The organism is Streptomyces formicae, assembly GCF_002556545.1.
Taxonomy (GTDB): Bacteria; Actinomycetota; Actinomycetes; order Streptomycetales; family Streptomycetaceae; genus Streptomyces; species Streptomyces formicae_A.
The window spans coordinates 2583553-2598777 of record NZ_CP022685.1 but is presented as its reverse complement, the minus strand read 5'-3'; the positions used below and the strand labels follow the sequence as shown (position 1 = coordinate 2598777).

Below are 15225 nucleotides of genomic sequence, written 5' to 3'. Positions count from 1 at the left end.
GGTGCGGTGTCCCGCCCGCCGTAGGAGCGTGAAGAGATGATCAGGGCTGCGGCCAGACGGCGCGACGCGGAGCAGCGCGACTGGCTGCTGCGCGGCACGCCGCCCCCGCCCTGGGTGCGCTGGCCGCCGCCGCTGCTGCTCCTGGTGATCGTCCTCGTCCAGCTGGTCACCCCGAAGACGGTGGACCTGAGCTTCCTGGTCGCCGCCGTCCCGCCGCTGGCCGCCCTCTCGTACGGCCCCGCCGCCACGGCGGTGCTCGGCGGCGGGGTGGTCATGCTGCTCTCGCTGCCGGGCTTCGGCCTGGGGCATCCCGGCAGCAGCGACGAGCTGACCATCAGCTTCATCGCGCTGCTCAGCGTCCTCTTCGCGTGGGTGCGCAGCCGCCGCGAGGCCCAGCTCGTCACGGTCCGCACGGTCGCGGAGGCGGCCCAGTTCGCGGTCCTGCCGCCGCTGCCGGAGCGGGTCGGCAGCGTCGGGTGCGCGGGCCTGTACGAGGCGGCGCAGCACGAGTCGCTCGTCGGCGGGGACTTCTTCGACGTCCGCAGGGGGCCGACCGGGGTGCGGGCGGTGATCGGCGACGTGCAGGGCCACGGGCTCGCCGCCGTCGGCACGGTCGCCGCGCTGCTCGGCGCGTTCCGCGAGGCGGTTCTCGACAAGCCGGGCATCGAGGGCGTCGCCGCCCGTCTCGACCGCAGGCTCGTGGTGGACTCTGCGGGCGACGAGCACGCCGAGCTGTTCGCGACGGCGGTGCTCCTGGAGTTCCCCGACGACGCGTCCGTCGTACGCGTGGTCTCCTGCGGTCACCCGCCGCCGCTGCTGCTGCGCGGCTCCGAGGTCACCGAGCTCGTCGTCCCCGCCGGGGCCCCGCTCGGCCTCGGCATCGCGGGCCTGGCCCCGCCCGAACAGCTGACCGTGCCGCTGCTCGCGGGCGACCTGCTGCTCGCCCTGACCGACGGCGTGAGCGAGGCGCGGGACGCGACCGGCACGTTCTACCCCCTGCCGGACCGCCTCGCCGCCATGCTCAAGGCGGACCCCTCCCTCCTGGACACGCCCCAGGCCCTCACGGAACGGGTCTGGTCGGACGTGGTGGGCTACGCGGGCAGCGTGCGGGACGACGTGACGATGATGGTGTTCGCGCCGAGCGCGGCGGGCGAGGGTGAGGGCGAGTCGAGGGGCTTCTAGCCCGCCCGGACTCCCAGCCCACCTGGACTCCCAGCCCACCTGGATTCCTAGCTCGACCGCGTCAACAGCCCCATCCCGCCCGCGAGTTCCCGCAGGCACCGCACCGCGAGTTCCGCGGGGGAGTCCGGGCCCGTGACGTCCGCGTCCGACTCCGCCCAGGTCTCCAGGGCGATCCGGATCGCGTCCGTCGCCGCGGCCGCCGCAAGGCGGACCTGGAGGGCGGGGGCGCCGGGGCCCGCGAGGGCCGCCACCACGGGCCTGAGCCGCTCCTCGGACTCCTGGTTCACGCGGTACCAGACCGCTCGCAGCGCCGGGTCGTCCACTGCGGCGCGCAGCAGCCCGCGGGCCTGGCGCAGACCGTCCGCGGCGGCCGGGTCCCGCGCGGCGAGCGCCTCCGAGATCGCCGCCTCCAGGGCCTTCGGCAGCTCCGCGCCCGGCTCGGTCGCGGCGAGCAGCGCGCGCCAGCGCTCCCCGCCGACGGCGAGCAGCGGGGCGACCGCGTCCTGCTTGGTGCGGAAGTACCGGTAGAAGGTGCGCAGCGCGACCCCGGACCGCTTCGCGATCGCCTCGGCCGTGGTGCCGTCGGTGCCGTGCTCGGTGAAGAGCGCGGCAGCGGCGTGCGCGATCTCCAGCTGGGTGGCCAGCTTGCGGCGCTCCGTGAGGGAGAGGGGCGGGGGCGGCGACTGGGTGCTCACCCGTCGAGCTTACGTCGAGCGAGCCACCTTGGCATGTTCGGCCTAAGTGGCACATTGTGCCATCCGGGCGTACCGTGTAGCCGAAGGCAAGATTGCGAGAGTGGGAGAACGCCATGAGCGCCATGCAGACCCTGAACCGCTACGAAGGACGCCGCGCCCTGGTCACCGGCGGCGGCTCCGGCATCGGGCAGGCCACCGTGCTGCGGATGCTGGCCGAGGGCGGCACCGTCGTCGCCGCCGACGTCAGCGAGGACGGTCTGAAGGACACCGTCGCCAAGGCCGGTGCCGACGCCGGGCGCCTGACCACCGTCGTCGTGAACATCGCCGACGAGGACTCGGTCCGCGCGGGCGTCGCCACCGCCGTCGAGGCCCTCGGCGGCCTGGACGTCCTGGTGAACGCGGCGGGCATCCTGCGCTCCTCGCACACCCACGAGACCACCCTCGACGCCTTCAACCAGGTCATCGGGATCAACCTCACCGGCACCTTCCTGATGATCCGCGAGGCGATCCCCGCGCTGCTCGAAGGCCACGGCTCCGCGGTGGTCAACTTCAGCTCCACCTCGGCGATGTTCGCCCACCCGTACATGGCGGCGTACGCGGCGAGCAAGGGCGGCATCCAGTCCATGACGCACGCCCTGGCCAGCGAGTACGGCAAGCAGGGCATCCGCTTCACCGCCGTCCAGCCCGGATCCATCTCCTCCGGCATGACCGACGGCTCGGGCGCCAGCAAGCAGAGCGTCGGCCCCGGCCTGCCCGAGGACGCCGACATGAGCCTGTTCGTGAAGCTCGCGCCCGCGCTCGGCCAGGGCTTCGCGGGCCCGGAGACCGTCGCCTCCGTCGTCGCCATGCTCGCCTCGGACGACGGCCGCTTCATCACGGGCACCGAGGTACGCGTCGACGGCGGCACCCACTTCTGAGCCGCGGAGGCCACCCGATCATGAGCAGCGCAGCAGAGACCTTCGGCGGCAAGGTCGCCGTCATCACCGGGGCGTCGGCGGGCATCGGCGCCGGGTTCGCCCGGCACGCCGCGTCCCTCGGCATGAAGCTCGTCCTCGCGGACATCGCCGCCGAGCGCCTGACGGCGTTCGCCGACGAGCTGGCGGGCGCGGGCGCCGAGGTCGAGGCCGTCGTCACCGACGTCGCGGACCCGGCATCCGTCGACGCGCTCGCCGACCGTGCCTACGAGCGGTTCGGCGCGGTCGACCTGCTCCTCAACAACGCCGGGATCATGGCGATGGGCTACTCCTGGGAGATCCCGGCCGAGCGCTGGGACGCGGCCCTGCGCGTCAACGTCGGCGGGTACGTCAACGGCGTCCGCTCCTTCGTGCCGCGCCTGATCGAGCGCGGCACCAAGGCGTGGATCGTCAACGTCTCCTCCGTCGGCGGGCTCTTCCCGAGCCCCCTGATGGCGCCGTACAGCGTCACCAAGTTCGGCACGCTCGCGCTCACCGAGTCGCTCGCGTACGAACTGCGGATGAAGGGGGCCGACATCCAGGTCTCCGTCGTCCTGCCCGACTCGGTGCGCAGCGAGATCTTCCGTGCGGCCGAACCCGGCGAGGGCACCCCGCCCGAGGTCGCGGGCTTCAACGACATGCTCCAGGCGCGCGCCGACGCCCAGGGCATCACCGCCGACGAGCACGCCCGCCGCTGCTTCGAGCAGCTCGCCGAGGGGCGCTACTGGGTCACCCCGCAGCCGGAGATGATCGACGCGGGCCTGCCGCCGCGCACCGAGATGATCCTCGCCCGGGCGAATCCGGAGCTGGACCTCGGCGCGGTCTAGCCCCCGGGGGCCCGCCCGTCCCCTCAGTCGGCCATGAACCGGCTCCACAGCCGCGGATAACGCTGCGCCATCACCGCGTCGTCCTCGAAGTCGATGGCCGTGCCCTCCGGCTCCGGGGGCGCGGGCGGGATGCCGAGGTCCGGGGCGACGACGCCGGTGAGCTGCTCGTAGGCCTCGTCGGCGGCGTAACCGAGCTCCTCGCCGTCGCCGTCGAGGTCCTCGTCGAAGTCGTCGAGGAGGTCGGCGAGCGCGTCGGGATCGTGCACCGCCCCCTCGAAGACCTCCCTGCCCTGGCCGATCAGCCAGCACCGGAAGTAGTCGAAGGCGTCGTCGCTCGTGCCGCCGAGCAGCACCCAGGCGGCGCCCCACAGGTCCCAGCGGTAGGCGCGGTTGTAGCGCACCTCGAAGTGACGGGCGAAGTCGAGGACGGAGTCCGGATCGGACCGCACCAGTCTCTCGACGAGCAGCTCGGCGTGGTCCTCGGGGTCGCCGCCGGCGGCCTCGCGAGTACCGTCCACGATCTCCCAGAACTCCGTCTCGTCCATCACGGGTCAAGCATCGGCCCTGGAGAGTGGGGGCGCACGCGGAGTGAGCCGGAATGCGGCTGTCTCGTTATGCGTGCACATGCCCATGGAAAAACCGACAGGGGTTGTCGGCTTTTGGTGGAAGCCTCAGGAGCATGGACACCACGCAGAGACTGACCGGGAAGATCGCCCTCGTCGCGGGCGCCACCCGCGGCGCGGGCCGCGCGATGGCCGTGGAACTGGGCCGCGCGGGAGCCACCGTCTACGTGACGGGACGGACCACCCGCGAGCACACCAGCGAGATCGGCAGGAACACCGAGACCATCGAGGAGACCGCGGAGCTGGTGGACGCGGCGGGCGGCAAGGGCGTCGCCGTGCCCACCGACCACCTGGAGCCCGAGCAGGTCGAGGCCCTCGTCGAGCGCGTCGAGAGGGAACAGGGCCGCCTCGACATCCTCGTCAACGACATCTGGGGCGGCGACGTCCACGTCGAGTGGGACAAGAAGATGTGGGAGCACGACCTCGACAAGGGTCTTCGCATCCTGCGCCTCGGCATGGAGACCCACATCATCACCAGCCGCTACGCGCTGCCGCTGCTCATCAAGAACCCCGGCGGCCTGGTCGTCGAGGTCACCGACGGCACCGAGGAGTACAACCGCGCCAACTACCGCAAGCCCTTCTACTACGACCTCGCCAAGGCGGCCCCGCTGCGGATGGCGCACGACCTCGCCAAGGAGGTCGAGGAGTACGGCTGCACGGCGCTGTGTCTGACCCCGGGCTGGCTGCGCTCGGAGTTCATGCTCGACACCGCCTTCAAGGTGACCGAGGAGAACTGGCAGGACGGCTGCGAGCAGAACCCGCACTTCGCGATCTCCGAGACGCCGACGTTCGTGGGCCGCGCCCTCGTCGCGCTCGCCGCCGACCCGGACGTCAAGCGCTGGAACGGCGCCTCGCTCTCCAGCGGCTCACTCGCCAAGGAGTACGGCTTCACGGACGTGGACGGCTCCGCGCCGGACGCCTGGCGCTACATCGCGGAGGTCGAGCAGGCGGGCAAGGAGGCGGACGTCACCGGCTACCGGTAGAGCGCGGCCGCCCGCGCCGCCGCGTCCGCGAACCGCTCGCGCAGGGCGGCGGGTTCGAGCACCTCCGCCTCCGGGCCGAGCGCCATCAGCTGCGTGTACGCCACGTCCTCGTTCTCGACGGGCAGGGTGATCGTCACCCTGCCCGTCGCGTCGGGCTCGCCCGCCGCCTCCAGCGCCTCGCGCGTGGCGACGGCATCGGTGGCGTGCGGCAGCCTCCGCACGCCCGCCTCGGTCAGCCGCACCACCACCTCGGCCCGCAGGATCGCCCGCGCGAACTGCGCCGCCCGCTCGTCCCAGAAGCCCGGCAGGTCGAACTCCTCGTCGCGTACGAAGCGTTGCTCGCCCGCGGCGACCGCGGTGAAGCGGTCGATGCGGTACACCCGGTAGGTCCCGGAGTCGGTCACCCGCGCGCACAAGTACCAGACGCCCGCCTTGAGCACGAGGCCGTACGGCTCCAACTCCCGTTCCACCTCGGCGTCCTGGCGCCGGTAGCGGACGTCGATCAGCCGGTCGTCCCACACCGCGTCGGCGACGGCGGGCAGCAGCTCGGGCGCGGGCGTCTCCTGGAACCAGCCGGGGGCGTCCAGATGGAAGCGCTGCGCGGCGTTCTGCGAGGCGTCGCGCAGGGACGGCATCAGCGCCGCGGACACCTTCAGACGGGCCGCCGACGCCGCGTCGTCCAGACCCATCTCGCGCAGCGCGCCCGGCACCCCGGACAGGAAGAGCGCCTCGGCCTCGCTGCGGCCGAGCCCGGTGAGACGGGTGCGGTAGCCCCCGATCAGCCGGTACCCGCCGGTCCGCCCCCGGTCGGCGTAGACCGGGACCCCCGCCTCCGACAGCGCCTGGGCGTCGCGCGTGATGGTCCGCTCGGACACCTCCAGCTCGGCGGCGAGCTCGGCGGCGGTCATGGAGGGCCGTGCCTGGAGCAGGAGCACCATCTTGATGAGGCGGGCAGCGCGCATGGCACCCATGATGCCGGTACGGGCACACGCGTGAGGGCCCCCGCCATCGGGCGGGGGCCCTCACAGATGTCCAGCCGAAGGCTTACAGGCCGTACTTGGCCCGGGCCTCCTTCACCGCGGAAGCGGGCACCTCACCGCGGCGGGCGAGCTGCGCGAGCGCCGCGACGACGATCGACTCGGCGTCCACACCGAAGTGACGGCGCGCCGCGTCCCGCGTGTCGGAGAGGCCGAAGCCGTCCGCGCCGAGCGAGGAGTAGTCCTGCTCGACCCACTGCGCGATCTGGTCGGGGACCTGGCGCATGTAGTCGGAGACGGCGAGCACCGGGCCCTGCGCGCCTTCAAGTGCCTTGCGGACGAACGGGATGCGCTCCTCGCCGCGCAGCAGCGCCTCGTCCGCCTCAAGGGCGTCGCGCCGCAGCTCGGTCCAGGACGTCGCGGACCACACGTCGGCGGCCACGCCCCACTCCTCGGCGAGCAGCCGCTGCGCCTTGAGCGTCCAGTGGATCGCGGTGCCGGAGCCGAGCAGCTGGATGCGCGCGGCGTTGGCGGCGGGCGAAAGCCCGGCGGTCTCGGCCGTGTTGAAGCGGTACAGGCCCTTGACGATGCCCTCGTCGACGCCCGAGGGCTTCGCGGGCTGCGGCATCGGCTCGTTGTAGACGGTGAGGTAGTAGAAGACGTTCTGGTCCTCGCCCTCGGCCGCCTCGCCGTACATGCGGCGCAGGCCCTCCTTGACGATGGCCGCGACCTCGTAGGCGAACGCCGGGTCGTACGAGAGCGCCGCGGGGTTGGTCGCCGCGATCACCGGCGAGTGGCCGTCCGCGTGCTGCAGACCCTCACCCGTCAGCGTCGTGCGACCGGCCGTCGCGCCCACCAGGAAGCCGCGGCCCAGCTGGTCGCCGAGCTGCCACATCTGGTCGGCGGTGCGCTGCCAGCCGAACATCGAGTAGAAGATGTAGAAGGGGATCATCGCTTCGCCGTGCGTCGCGTACGACGTGGAAGCGGCGATGAAGTCCGCCATCGAACCGGCCTCGGTGATCCCCTCGTTGAGGATCTGGCCGTCCTTGGCCTCCTTGTAGTACATCAGCTGGTCGCGGTCGACCGGCTCGTACGTCTGGCCCTTGGGCGAGTAGATGCCGAGCGAGGGGAAGAGCGACTCCATGCCGAAGGTGCGCGCCTCGTCGGGGACGATCGGCACCCAGCGCTTGCCGGACTCCTTGTCGCGCACGAGGTCCTTGACCAGGCGTACGAACGCCATGGTCGTGGCCACCGACTGCGTACCCGAACCCTTGTCGAAGGAGGCGAACGCCTTCTCGGCGGGGGCGGGCAGCGGCGCGAGCGGCTGCGTGCGGCGGGCCGGGGCAGGGCCGCCGAGGGCCGCGCGGCGCTCCTGGAGGTAGCGGACCTCGGGGGAGTCGGCGCCGGGGTGGCCGTAGGGCACCTGGCCGTCGACGAAGTCGCTGTCCGGGATCGGCAGACCGAGCAGGTCGCGCATGTCTTTGAACTCGTCCACCGAGAGCTTCTTCATCTGGTGGTTGGCGTTCTTGGACTCGAAGCCCTTGCCGAGGGTGAAGCCCTTGACCGTCTGCGCGAGGATCACGGTCGGCGCGCCCTTGTGGGTGAGCGCCGCACGGTAGGCCGCGTAGACCTTGCGGGCCTCGTGGCCGCCGCGCGAGAGGTGGAAGCACTCGCTGATCTTGTCGTCGCTGAGCAGCTTCGCCATCTCGGCGAGCGCGGGCTCGGCGCCGAAGAAGTGCTCGCGGATGTACGCGGCGTCGCGCGTCGCGTACGTCTGGAACTGCGCGTCCGGCACCTCGCGCAGGCGGCGGACCAGGGCGCCGGTGGTGTCGAGCTGGAAGAGCTCGTCCCAGGCGTTGCCCCACATGATCTTGATGACGTTCCACCCGGCGCCGCGGAACTGGGCCTCAAGCTCCTGCACCACGCGGAAGTTGGCGCGGACCGGGCCGTCGAGGCGCTGCAGGTTGCAGTTGATGACGTACGTGAGGTTGTCCAGACCCTCACGCGCGGCCAGTGCGAGGGCCGCGGTCGACTCGGGCTCGTCCATCTCGCCGTCGCCGAGGAACGCCCACACGTGCGAGGCGGAGACGTCCTTGATGCCGCGGTTGGTGAGGTACCGGTTGAAGCGCGCCTGGTAGATGGCGGAGAGCGGGCCGAGCCCCATGGAGACGGTCGGGAACTCCCACAGCCAGGGCAGACGGCGCGGGTGCGGGTAGGAGGGCAGGCCGTTGCCGCCCGCCTCCTGCCGGAAGTTGTCGAGCTGCGCCTCGTTCAGGCGGCCGTCGAGGAAGGCGCGGGCGTAGATGCCGGGGGAGGCGTGGCCCTGGATGTACAGCTGGTCGCCGCTGCCGTCCCCCTCCTTGCCCTTGAAGAAGTGGTTGAAGCCGGTCTCGTACAGCCAGGCCGCGGACGCGAAGGTCGCGATGTGGCCGCCGACGCCGTGCTTGGAGCCACGGGTCACCATCGCGGCCGCGTTCCAGCGGTTCCACGCGGTGATCTTCCGCTCCATCTCCTCGTCACCGTCGATGGACGGCTCGGCGGAGGTGGGGATGGTGTTGACGTAGTCCGTCTCGAGCAGCTTGGGCAGCGCCAGGCCCGCGCCCTCGGCGCGCTCCAGCGTGCGGCGCATCAAGTACGCGGCACGGTGCGGCCCGGCCGCCTGGGTGACGGCGTCCAGGGAGGCCTGCCATTCGGCGGTCTCCTCGGGGTCGCGGTCCGGGAGCTGGTCGAGCTCGCTCGGCTGGATTGCGGAGGGGTCGGTCATTGCGCCGCCTTCCTGAGTCGGAGGGGGTCCCCTGTTCGGTAAGGGGTGGGGGTGCCCGGTTCTTGGCAGGACAGGGCGTGAGGCTCTGGTGAGAGCCCGTCGGAGACTCTAACTCCGTGATCGATGATCGATCAAAGGGTTGAAGGGAAAACTCCTCCATATCGAGAAAGTCGGCATCCGGTGCCAGCAAATCGGGCACGCGGTGCCTTCGAATTGAAGGATCTATGCAGGTGAGAGCACGTTTGCCGGTCGCGGGCCTCGGATGAGCGGGGGCTCCCGCAAAGGCCCCGCGGAGCGGCTCAGGCCCGCGGCGCGCAGCCCAGGACGTGGGACTTCACCAGCTCCGCGATGGCGGGATCGCGGCGCCGGAACGCCGAGACGAGGGCCTCGTGCTCCTCCGCGTACGACTGCTGGACCGTGCCGAGCCAGCGGATGGAGAGCGCGGTGAACACCTCGATGCCCAGGCCCTCCCAGGTGTGCAGGAGCACCGAGTTGTCCGCGGCCCGCACCAGCTCGCGGTGGAAGCCGACGGTGTGCCGCACCTGCCCGGTGCCGTCCGCGGCCCTGTCCGCCTCGTAGAGGGCCGCGACGTGGGGCTCCAGGGCCGAGCAGTCCTCGGCGAGCCGCTCCGCCGCCAGCTCCGCCGCGATGGCTTCGAGCCCCGCCCGCACCGGGTAGCTCTCCTCCAGATCGGCGGCGGTCAGGTTGCGTACGCGTACGCCCTTGTTGGGGGCCGATTCGATGAGCCGCAGCGTCTCCAGCTCGCGCAGCGCCTCGCGGACCGGGGTCTGGGAAACCTCCAGCTCCACCGCGATCCGGCGCTCCACGATGCGCTCGCCCGGCTTCCAGCGCCCGCTGACGATCCCCTCCACGATGTGCTCGCGGATCTGTTCGCGCAGCGAGTGAACGACGGGCGCGGTCATGTGGGCTCCTCCGGCAGGGGCTCTGGACCCCAAGGGCGTTTGACCCCTAGACAATACGGCGACGCCCCCGTCCGGAAACCTCTGGACGGGGGCGTACGCGCTGATGAGACGAGTGTTACAGCGTCTCCCTGGTGACCTACAGGCCGAGCTCGACCTCGAACTCGCCGGCCTCGAGGATCGCCTTGACCGCGGTCAGGTAGCGGGCGGCGTCCGCGCCGTCCACCAGACGGTGGTCGTAGGAGAGCGACAGGTACGTCATGTCACGGACGGCGATGGTCTCGCCGAGGTCCGGGTGGTTGATGACGACCGGACGCTTGACCGTGGCACCGATGCCCAGGATCGCGGCCTGGTTCGGCGGCACGATGACCGTGTCGAACAGGGCGCCGCGCGAACCGGTGTTGGAGATGGTGAAGGTCGCGCCGGACATGTCGTCCGGCGTGAGGCCGCCACCGCGCGCCTTGCCCGCCAGCTCGGCGGTCTTCTTGGAGATGCCGGCGATGTTCAGGTCGCCCGCACCCTTGATGACCGGCGTCATCAGACCCTTCTCGGCGTCCACGGCGATGCCGATGTTCTCCGAGTCGAAGTACGTGATGGTGCCTTCGTCGTCGTTGATCCGGGCGTTGACGACCGGGTGGGCCTTCAGCGCCTGGGCGGCGGCCTTGACGAAGAACGGCATCGGGGAGAGCTTGACGCCCTCACGAGCCGCGAAGGAGTCCTTCGCCTTGGCGCGCAGCTTCATCAGCTTGGTGATGTCGACCTCGACGACCGAGGTCAGCTGGGCCTGCGAGTGCAGCGCCTTCATCATGTTGTCGCCGATGACCTTGCGCATGCGGGTCATCTTGACCGTCTGGCCGCGGAGGGGGGAGACCTCCAGGGCCGGGGCCTTCGACGCGGCCGGAGCAGCGGCGGCGGCCGGAGCCGGAGCCGACTTCTTGGCCTCGGCGGCGGCGAGCACGTCCTGCTTGCGGATGCGGCCACCGACGCCGGTGCCCTTGACCTCGGAGAGGTTCACACCGTTCTCGGACGCGAGCTTACGGACCAGCGGGGTCACGTAGGCACCGTCGTCGGCCGGGGTGACCGGGGCCGGGGCGGCGGGAGCGGCGGGCTGGGCCGGGGCCGGAGCCTGAGCCGCGGGCTTGGCCGGAGCGGCCGGGGCGGCAGCGGCGGGCGCGGCCGGGGCGGCGGGAGCCGGAGCCGGAGCAGCGGGGGCCGGAGCGGCGGGGGCGGCCGGAGCCGGAGCCTCGGCGGGCGCGGCCGGAGCGGCGGCGGCCGGAGCGGCAGCGGCGGGCGCGGCACCCGGCGCACCGATGACGGCGAGCTTGGCGCCGACCTCGGCGGTCTCGTCCTCACCGACGACGATCTCGAGCAGCACGCCCGCGACCGGCGAGGGGATCTCGGTGTCGACCTTGTCCGTCGAGACCTCCAGGAGGGGCTCGTCGGCCGCGACCTCCTCGCCGACCTCCTTCAGCCAACGGGTGACGGTGCCCTCGGTGACCGACTCACCGAGCGCGGGCAGCGTGATGTCGGTGCCCTCGGCGGAACCACCGGCGGCCGGAGCGGCAGCGGCGGGCGCCTCGGCGGCCGGAGCCGGAGCGGCGGGGGCCTCGGCGGCGGGGGCCTCGGGGGCGGGCTCGGCGGCCGGGGCCGGAGCCTCGGCGGCGGGGGCGCCGGAGCCGTCGTCGATGACGGCCAGCTCGGCGCCGACCTCGACGGTCTCGTCCTCGGCGACCTTGATGGAGGCCAGGATGCCGGCGGCCGGCGAGGGGATCTCGGTGTCGACCTTGTCGGTCGACACCTCGAGCAGCGGCTCGTCGGCCTCGACGCGCTCGCCTTCGGCCTTCAGCCAACGGGTGACAGTGCCCTCGGTGACGCTCTCGCCGAGCGCCGGAAGGGATACGGAAACCGCCATGGTTTCGGTTGCTCCTTACGAAATTGCGGAAGTCTGGTCGTCGCGCCCGATGACTGGGGGTCAGTCGTGGGAGTGCAGCGGCTTGCCCGCCAGGGCGAGGTGGGCCTCGCCCAGCGCCTCGTTCTGCGTCGGGTGGGCGTGGATGAGCTGGGCCACCTCGGCCGGCAGCGCTTCCCAGTTGTAGATCAGCTGGGCTTCGCCGACCTGCTCGCCCATGCGGTCGCCGACCATGTGGACGCCGACGACGGCACCGTCCTTGACCTGGACGAGCTTGATCTCGCCCGCGGTCTTGAGGATCTTGCTCTTGCCGTTGCCCGCGAGGTTGTACTTGAGGGCGACGACCTTGTCCGCGCCGTAGATCTCCTTGGCCTTGGCCTCGGTGATGCCCACGGAGGCGACCTCGGGGTGGCAGTACGTCACCTTCGGCACGCCGTCGTAGTCGACGGGAACGGTCTTGAGACCGGCCAGGCGCTCTGCCACCAGCATGCCCTCGGCGAAGCCGACGTGCGCGAGCTGGAGGGTCGGCACCAGGTCACCGACGGCCGAGATCGTCGGCACGTTGGTCTGCATGTACTCGTCGACCAGGACGTAGCCGCGGTCCATGGCGACGCCCTGCTCCTCGTAGCCGAGACCGGCCGAGACCGGGCCGCGGCCGATGGCGACCAGGAGGACCTCGGCCTCGAAGGTCTTGCCGTCGGCGAGGGTGACGCGCACGCCGTTCTCGGTGTACTCGGCCTTCTCGAAGAACGTGCCGAGGTTGAACTTGATGCCGCGCTTGCGGAAGGCGCGCTCAAGAAGCTTGGAGCTGTTCTCGTCCTCGACGGGCACGAGGTGCTTGAGGCCCTCGATGACCGTGACGTCGGTCCCGAAGGACTTCCACGCCGAGGCGAACTCGACGCCGATGACGCCGCCGCCCAGGATGATCGCGGACTCCGGGACGCGGTCCAGGGTCAGCGCGTGGTCCGAGGAGATGATCCGGTTGCCGTCGATCTCCAGGCCGGGCAGCGACTTCGGCACGGAGCCGGTCGCGAGGAGGACGTGGCGGCCCTGGACACGCTGGCCGTTCACGTCCACGGAGGTCGGGGACGAGAGCTTGCCCTCGCCCTCGATGTACGTCACCTTGCGGGAGGCGACGAGACCCTGGAGGCCCTTGTACAGGCCGGTGATCACGTCGTCCTTGTACTTGTGGACGGCCGCGATGTCGATGCCCTCGAAGGTGGCCTTCACGCCGAACTGGTCGGCCTCGCGCGCCTGGTCGGCGATCTCGCCGGCGTGCAGCAGCGCCTTCGTGGGGATGCAGCCGTTGTGCAGGCAGGTGCCGCCGAGCTTGTTCTTCTCGATCAGTGCGACGTCCAGGCCCAGCTGCGCTCCGCGCAGGGCCGCGGCGTAACCGCCGCTACCGCCGCCGAGGATCACTAGGTCGAAAACGGTGCTGGCGTCGTTCGCCACGTCACGTCCTCCATGCATGTGCGCCGTACGCCGGACCCCGTCTTCGCGGGGGACGACCGGTCGGTCGGCTGGTATTCGGCCGCTCTTGTTTCGGCCCTTTGGTGGGGGCCCTGTCCTGCCGAGAACCCATCTTCGCACTTGTCGGCGGGAGACGGGACGCCGGGCCGGGGTGTGAGACGTCGGAGCGACGGTCTCCAGGGCCTACTGCCGCGTACGAACGTACGGATTTCGTCGAGGGCGAAATCGCCCAGGGCTCCGGACGGGGAACGTCCGGAGCCCTGGACCGACGTACGGAGAATCAGCCGAGGTCGCCCGCGGCGGTGTGCTCGGCGAGCGCGACCAGGGTGCGGACCGCGGTGCCGGTGCCGCCCTTGGGCGTGTAGCCGAACGTGCCGCCCTCGTTGAAGGCCGGGCCCGCGATGTCCAGGTGCGCCCAGGTGATGCCCTCGCCCACGAACTCCTGGAGGAAGAGGCCCGCCACCAGGCCGCCGCCCATGCGCTCGCCGATGTTGGCGATGTCGGCGGTGGGGGACTCCATGCCCTTGCGCAGGTGGGCGGGGAGCGGCATCGGCCAGGACGGCTCGCCCGCCTCCTCGGCGATCTCGTGGACCGAGGTGCGGAACGCGTCGTCGTTGGAGACGATGCCGAAGGTGCGGCTGCCGAGCGCGACCATCATGGCGCCGGTCAGCGTCGCCACGTCGACGATCGCGTCGGGCTTGTCCTCGGAGGCCTTGGCGATCGCGTCGGCGAGGACGAGACGGCCCTCGGCGTCGGTGTTCAGGACCTCGACGGTCTTGCCGCTGTACATCCGCAGGACGTCGCCGGGGCGGGTCGCGGAGCCCGAGGGCATGTTCTCGGCGAGCGCCAGCCAGCCGGTGACGTTCACCTCGAGGCCCAGGCGCGCGGCGGCCACGACGGCGGCGAAGACGGCGGCGGCACCGGCCATGTCGCACTTCATGGTCTCGTTGTGCCCCGCGGGCTTGAGCGAGATGCCGCCCGAGTCGTACGTGATGCCCTTGCCGACGAAGGCGAGGTGCTTCTTCGCCTTGGAGCTCGTGTACGAGAGCTTGACCAGGCGCGGCGGGGCGTCCGAGCCGACGCCGACGCCGAGGATGCCGCCGAAGCCGCCCTTGGTGAGCGCCTTCTCGTCGAGCACCTGGACCTTGATGCCGTGCTCCTTGGCGGCCGCGGTGGCGACCGCGGCGAAGGCCTCGGGGTCGAGGTCGTTCGGCGGGGTGTTGATGAGGTCGCGGGCGCGGTTCATCTCCTCGGCGACGGCGACGGCGCGCTCGACGGCGGCCTTGTACGCCTTGTCGCGGGGCTTGCCGCCGAGCAGGGCGACCTCGGCCAGCGGGGCCTTGGCGTCCTTGCCCTTCTTCTTCGTGTCCTTGGCGTCGCCCCGGTCCTTGTAGGCGTCGAAGGAGTAGGCGCCGAGCAGAGCGCCCTCGGCGATGGCGCCGATGTCCCCGGCCTGGTCGACGGGGAGCGCGAAGCCGGCCTTCTTGACGCCGGTCAGGGCGCGGGCGGCGGCACCGGCGGCGCGGCGCAGCGCGTCCGTGCCGTACGTCTCGTCCTTCTCGGGGACCTCGCCGAGGCCGACCGCGACGACGACCGGAGCCTTGAAGCCGGAGGGCGCGGGAAGCTTCGTCACCTCGCCCTCGCCGCCGGAGGCGCCGAGGGTCTCCAGGACGGACGCGAGCTTGCCGTCGTACGCCTTGTCCACGGCCTCGGCGCCGAACGCGACGACCAGGCCCCCCTTGGATCCAGCGCCCTTGGCGACACCGACGACGATCGCGTCGGCGCGCAGGCCGGACGCGGCGGCGGTGCTGAGAGTCAGAGCAGTCACGGTGGTGAGGTCCTCTTTCAGTGAGTTGCGACGGGCTTGTGGGGTGGTGAGCCCGTCGCGAGCCTACGCCCGTGAGCGCTGCGGTGCGCCTCAC

General features: G+C 71.7%; 12 protein-coding genes. 4 read left to right on the top strand and 8 right to left on the bottom strand.

Features of this window, described 5'->3' with window-relative positions:
• Window positions 1-36: 36 nt before the first annotated feature.
• Window positions 37-1182, top strand: a complete 1146-nt coding sequence (locus tag KY5_RS10960) for a PP2C family protein-serine/threonine phosphatase (RefSeq protein WP_098242059.1) — start codon at window positions 37-39, stop codon at window positions 1180-1182.
• A gap of 47 nt (window positions 1183-1229) precedes the next feature.
• Here the strand turns inward: KY5_RS10960 and KY5_RS10955 are convergent, their stop codons facing one another.
• Window positions 1230-1877 (bottom strand): TetR/AcrR family transcriptional regulator, encoded by a 648-nt coding sequence (locus KY5_RS10955; RefSeq protein ID WP_098242058.1) that lies wholly within the window; start codon window positions 1875-1877, stop codon window positions 1230-1232.
• 122 nt (window positions 1878-1999) lie between these two features.
• Here KY5_RS10955 and KY5_RS10950 point away from each other — a divergent pair, with 122 nt between their 5' ends.
• Window positions 2000-2794, top strand: a complete 795-nt coding sequence (locus KY5_RS10950) for an SDR family NAD(P)-dependent oxidoreductase (RefSeq protein ID WP_098242057.1) — start codon at window positions 2000-2002, stop codon at window positions 2792-2794.
• 20 nt (window positions 2795-2814) lie between these two features.
• A complete protein-coding gene (locus tag KY5_RS10945) occupies window positions 2815-3657 on the top strand; it encodes an SDR family NAD(P)-dependent oxidoreductase (protein WP_098242056.1) in 843 nt (280 codons plus the stop codon).
• Between the two features lie 23 nt (window positions 3658-3680).
• Here KY5_RS10945 and KY5_RS10940 read toward each other — a convergent pair whose 3' ends face one another.
• Window positions 3681-4202 carry a DUF4240 domain-containing protein gene (locus KY5_RS10940; protein WP_098242055.1) on the bottom strand — a complete coding sequence of 174 codons (522 nt, stop codon included), beginning with the start codon at window positions 4200-4202 and terminating at the stop codon, window positions 3681-3683.
• Between the two features lie 134 nt (window positions 4203-4336).
• Here KY5_RS10940 and KY5_RS10935 point away from each other — a divergent pair, with 134 nt between their 5' ends.
• Window positions 4337-5263 carry an SDR family oxidoreductase gene (locus tag KY5_RS10935; RefSeq protein WP_098242054.1) on the top strand — a complete coding sequence of 309 codons (927 nt, stop codon included), beginning with the start codon at window positions 4337-4339 and terminating at the stop codon, window positions 5261-5263.
• On the opposite strand, the gene KY5_RS10930 is transcribed toward KY5_RS10935, so the two are convergent.
• From KY5_RS10930 to KY5_RS10905, 6 genes are all read right to left on the bottom strand, one after another.
• Window positions 5254-6225 carry a helix-turn-helix transcriptional regulator gene (locus tag KY5_RS10930; protein ID WP_098242053.1) on the bottom strand — a complete coding sequence of 324 codons (972 nt, stop codon included), beginning with the start codon at window positions 6223-6225 and terminating at the stop codon, window positions 5254-5256. The genes KY5_RS10935 and KY5_RS10930 overlap by 10 nt on opposite strands.
• 82 nt (window positions 6226-6307) lie before the next feature.
• On the bottom strand, window positions 6308-9004 hold the full coding sequence (gene aceE, locus KY5_RS10925) for a pyruvate dehydrogenase (acetyl-transferring), homodimeric type (RefSeq protein WP_098242052.1): 2697 nt from the start codon (window positions 9002-9004) through the stop codon (window positions 6308-6310).
• A 299-nt stretch (window positions 9005-9303) separates the two neighbouring features.
• A complete protein-coding gene (locus KY5_RS10920) occupies window positions 9304-9927 on the bottom strand; it encodes a GntR family transcriptional regulator (RefSeq protein WP_098242051.1) in 624 nt (207 codons plus the stop codon).
• 136 nt (window positions 9928-10063) lie between these two features.
• Window positions 10064-11836: a 2-oxoglutarate dehydrogenase, E2 component, dihydrolipoamide succinyltransferase gene (sucB, locus tag KY5_RS10915; RefSeq protein ID WP_098242050.1), complete on the bottom strand. Its 1773-nt coding sequence runs from the start codon at window positions 11834-11836 to the stop codon at window positions 10064-10066.
• Between the two features lie 60 nt (window positions 11837-11896).
• Entirely contained in the window at window positions 11897-13285 is a 1389-nt protein-coding gene (lpdA, locus tag KY5_RS10910) for a dihydrolipoyl dehydrogenase (RefSeq protein ID WP_055553754.1), read from the bottom strand.
• Between the two features lie 298 nt (window positions 13286-13583).
• Complete coding sequence (locus tag KY5_RS10905; RefSeq protein WP_098242049.1) at window positions 13584-15131, bottom strand: leucyl aminopeptidase; 1548 nt, start codon at window positions 15129-15131, stop codon at window positions 13584-13586.
• Between the last annotated feature and the right edge of the window lie 94 nt (window positions 15132-15225).

Excerpts from the sequence above, each read along its gene's own strand:
- KY5_RS10945 (WP_098242056.1), top strand. The coding sequence starts at position 2,815 with ATGAGCAGCGCAGCAGAGACCTTCGGCGGCAAGGTCGCCGTCATCACC.
- sucB (WP_098242050.1), bottom strand. The coding sequence starts at position 11,836 with ATGGCGGTTTCCGTATCCCTTCCGGCGCTCGGCGAGAGCGTCACCGAG.
- KY5_RS10950 (WP_098242057.1), top strand. The coding sequence starts at position 2,000 with ATGCAGACCCTGAACCGCTACGAAGGACGCCGCGCCCTGGTCACCGGC.
- aceE (WP_098242052.1), bottom strand. The coding sequence starts at position 9,004 with ATGACCGACCCCTCCGCAATCCAGCCGAGCGAGCTCGACCAGCTCCCG.
- KY5_RS10930 (WP_098242053.1), bottom strand. The coding sequence starts at position 6,225 with ATGCGCGCTGCCCGCCTCATCAAGATGGTGCTCCTGCTCCAGGCACGG.
- KY5_RS10920 (WP_098242051.1), bottom strand. The coding sequence starts at position 9,927 with ATGACCGCGCCCGTCGTTCACTCGCTGCGCGAACAGATCCGCGAGCAC.
- KY5_RS10940 (WP_098242055.1), bottom strand. The coding sequence starts at position 4,202 with ATGGACGAGACGGAGTTCTGGGAGATCGTGGACGGTACTCGCGAGGCC.
- KY5_RS10935 (WP_098242054.1), top strand. The coding sequence starts at position 4,337 with ATGGACACCACGCAGAGACTGACCGGGAAGATCGCCCTCGTCGCGGGC.
- KY5_RS10960 (WP_098242059.1), top strand. The coding sequence starts at position 37 with ATGATCAGGGCTGCGGCCAGACGGCGCGACGCGGAGCAGCGCGACTGG.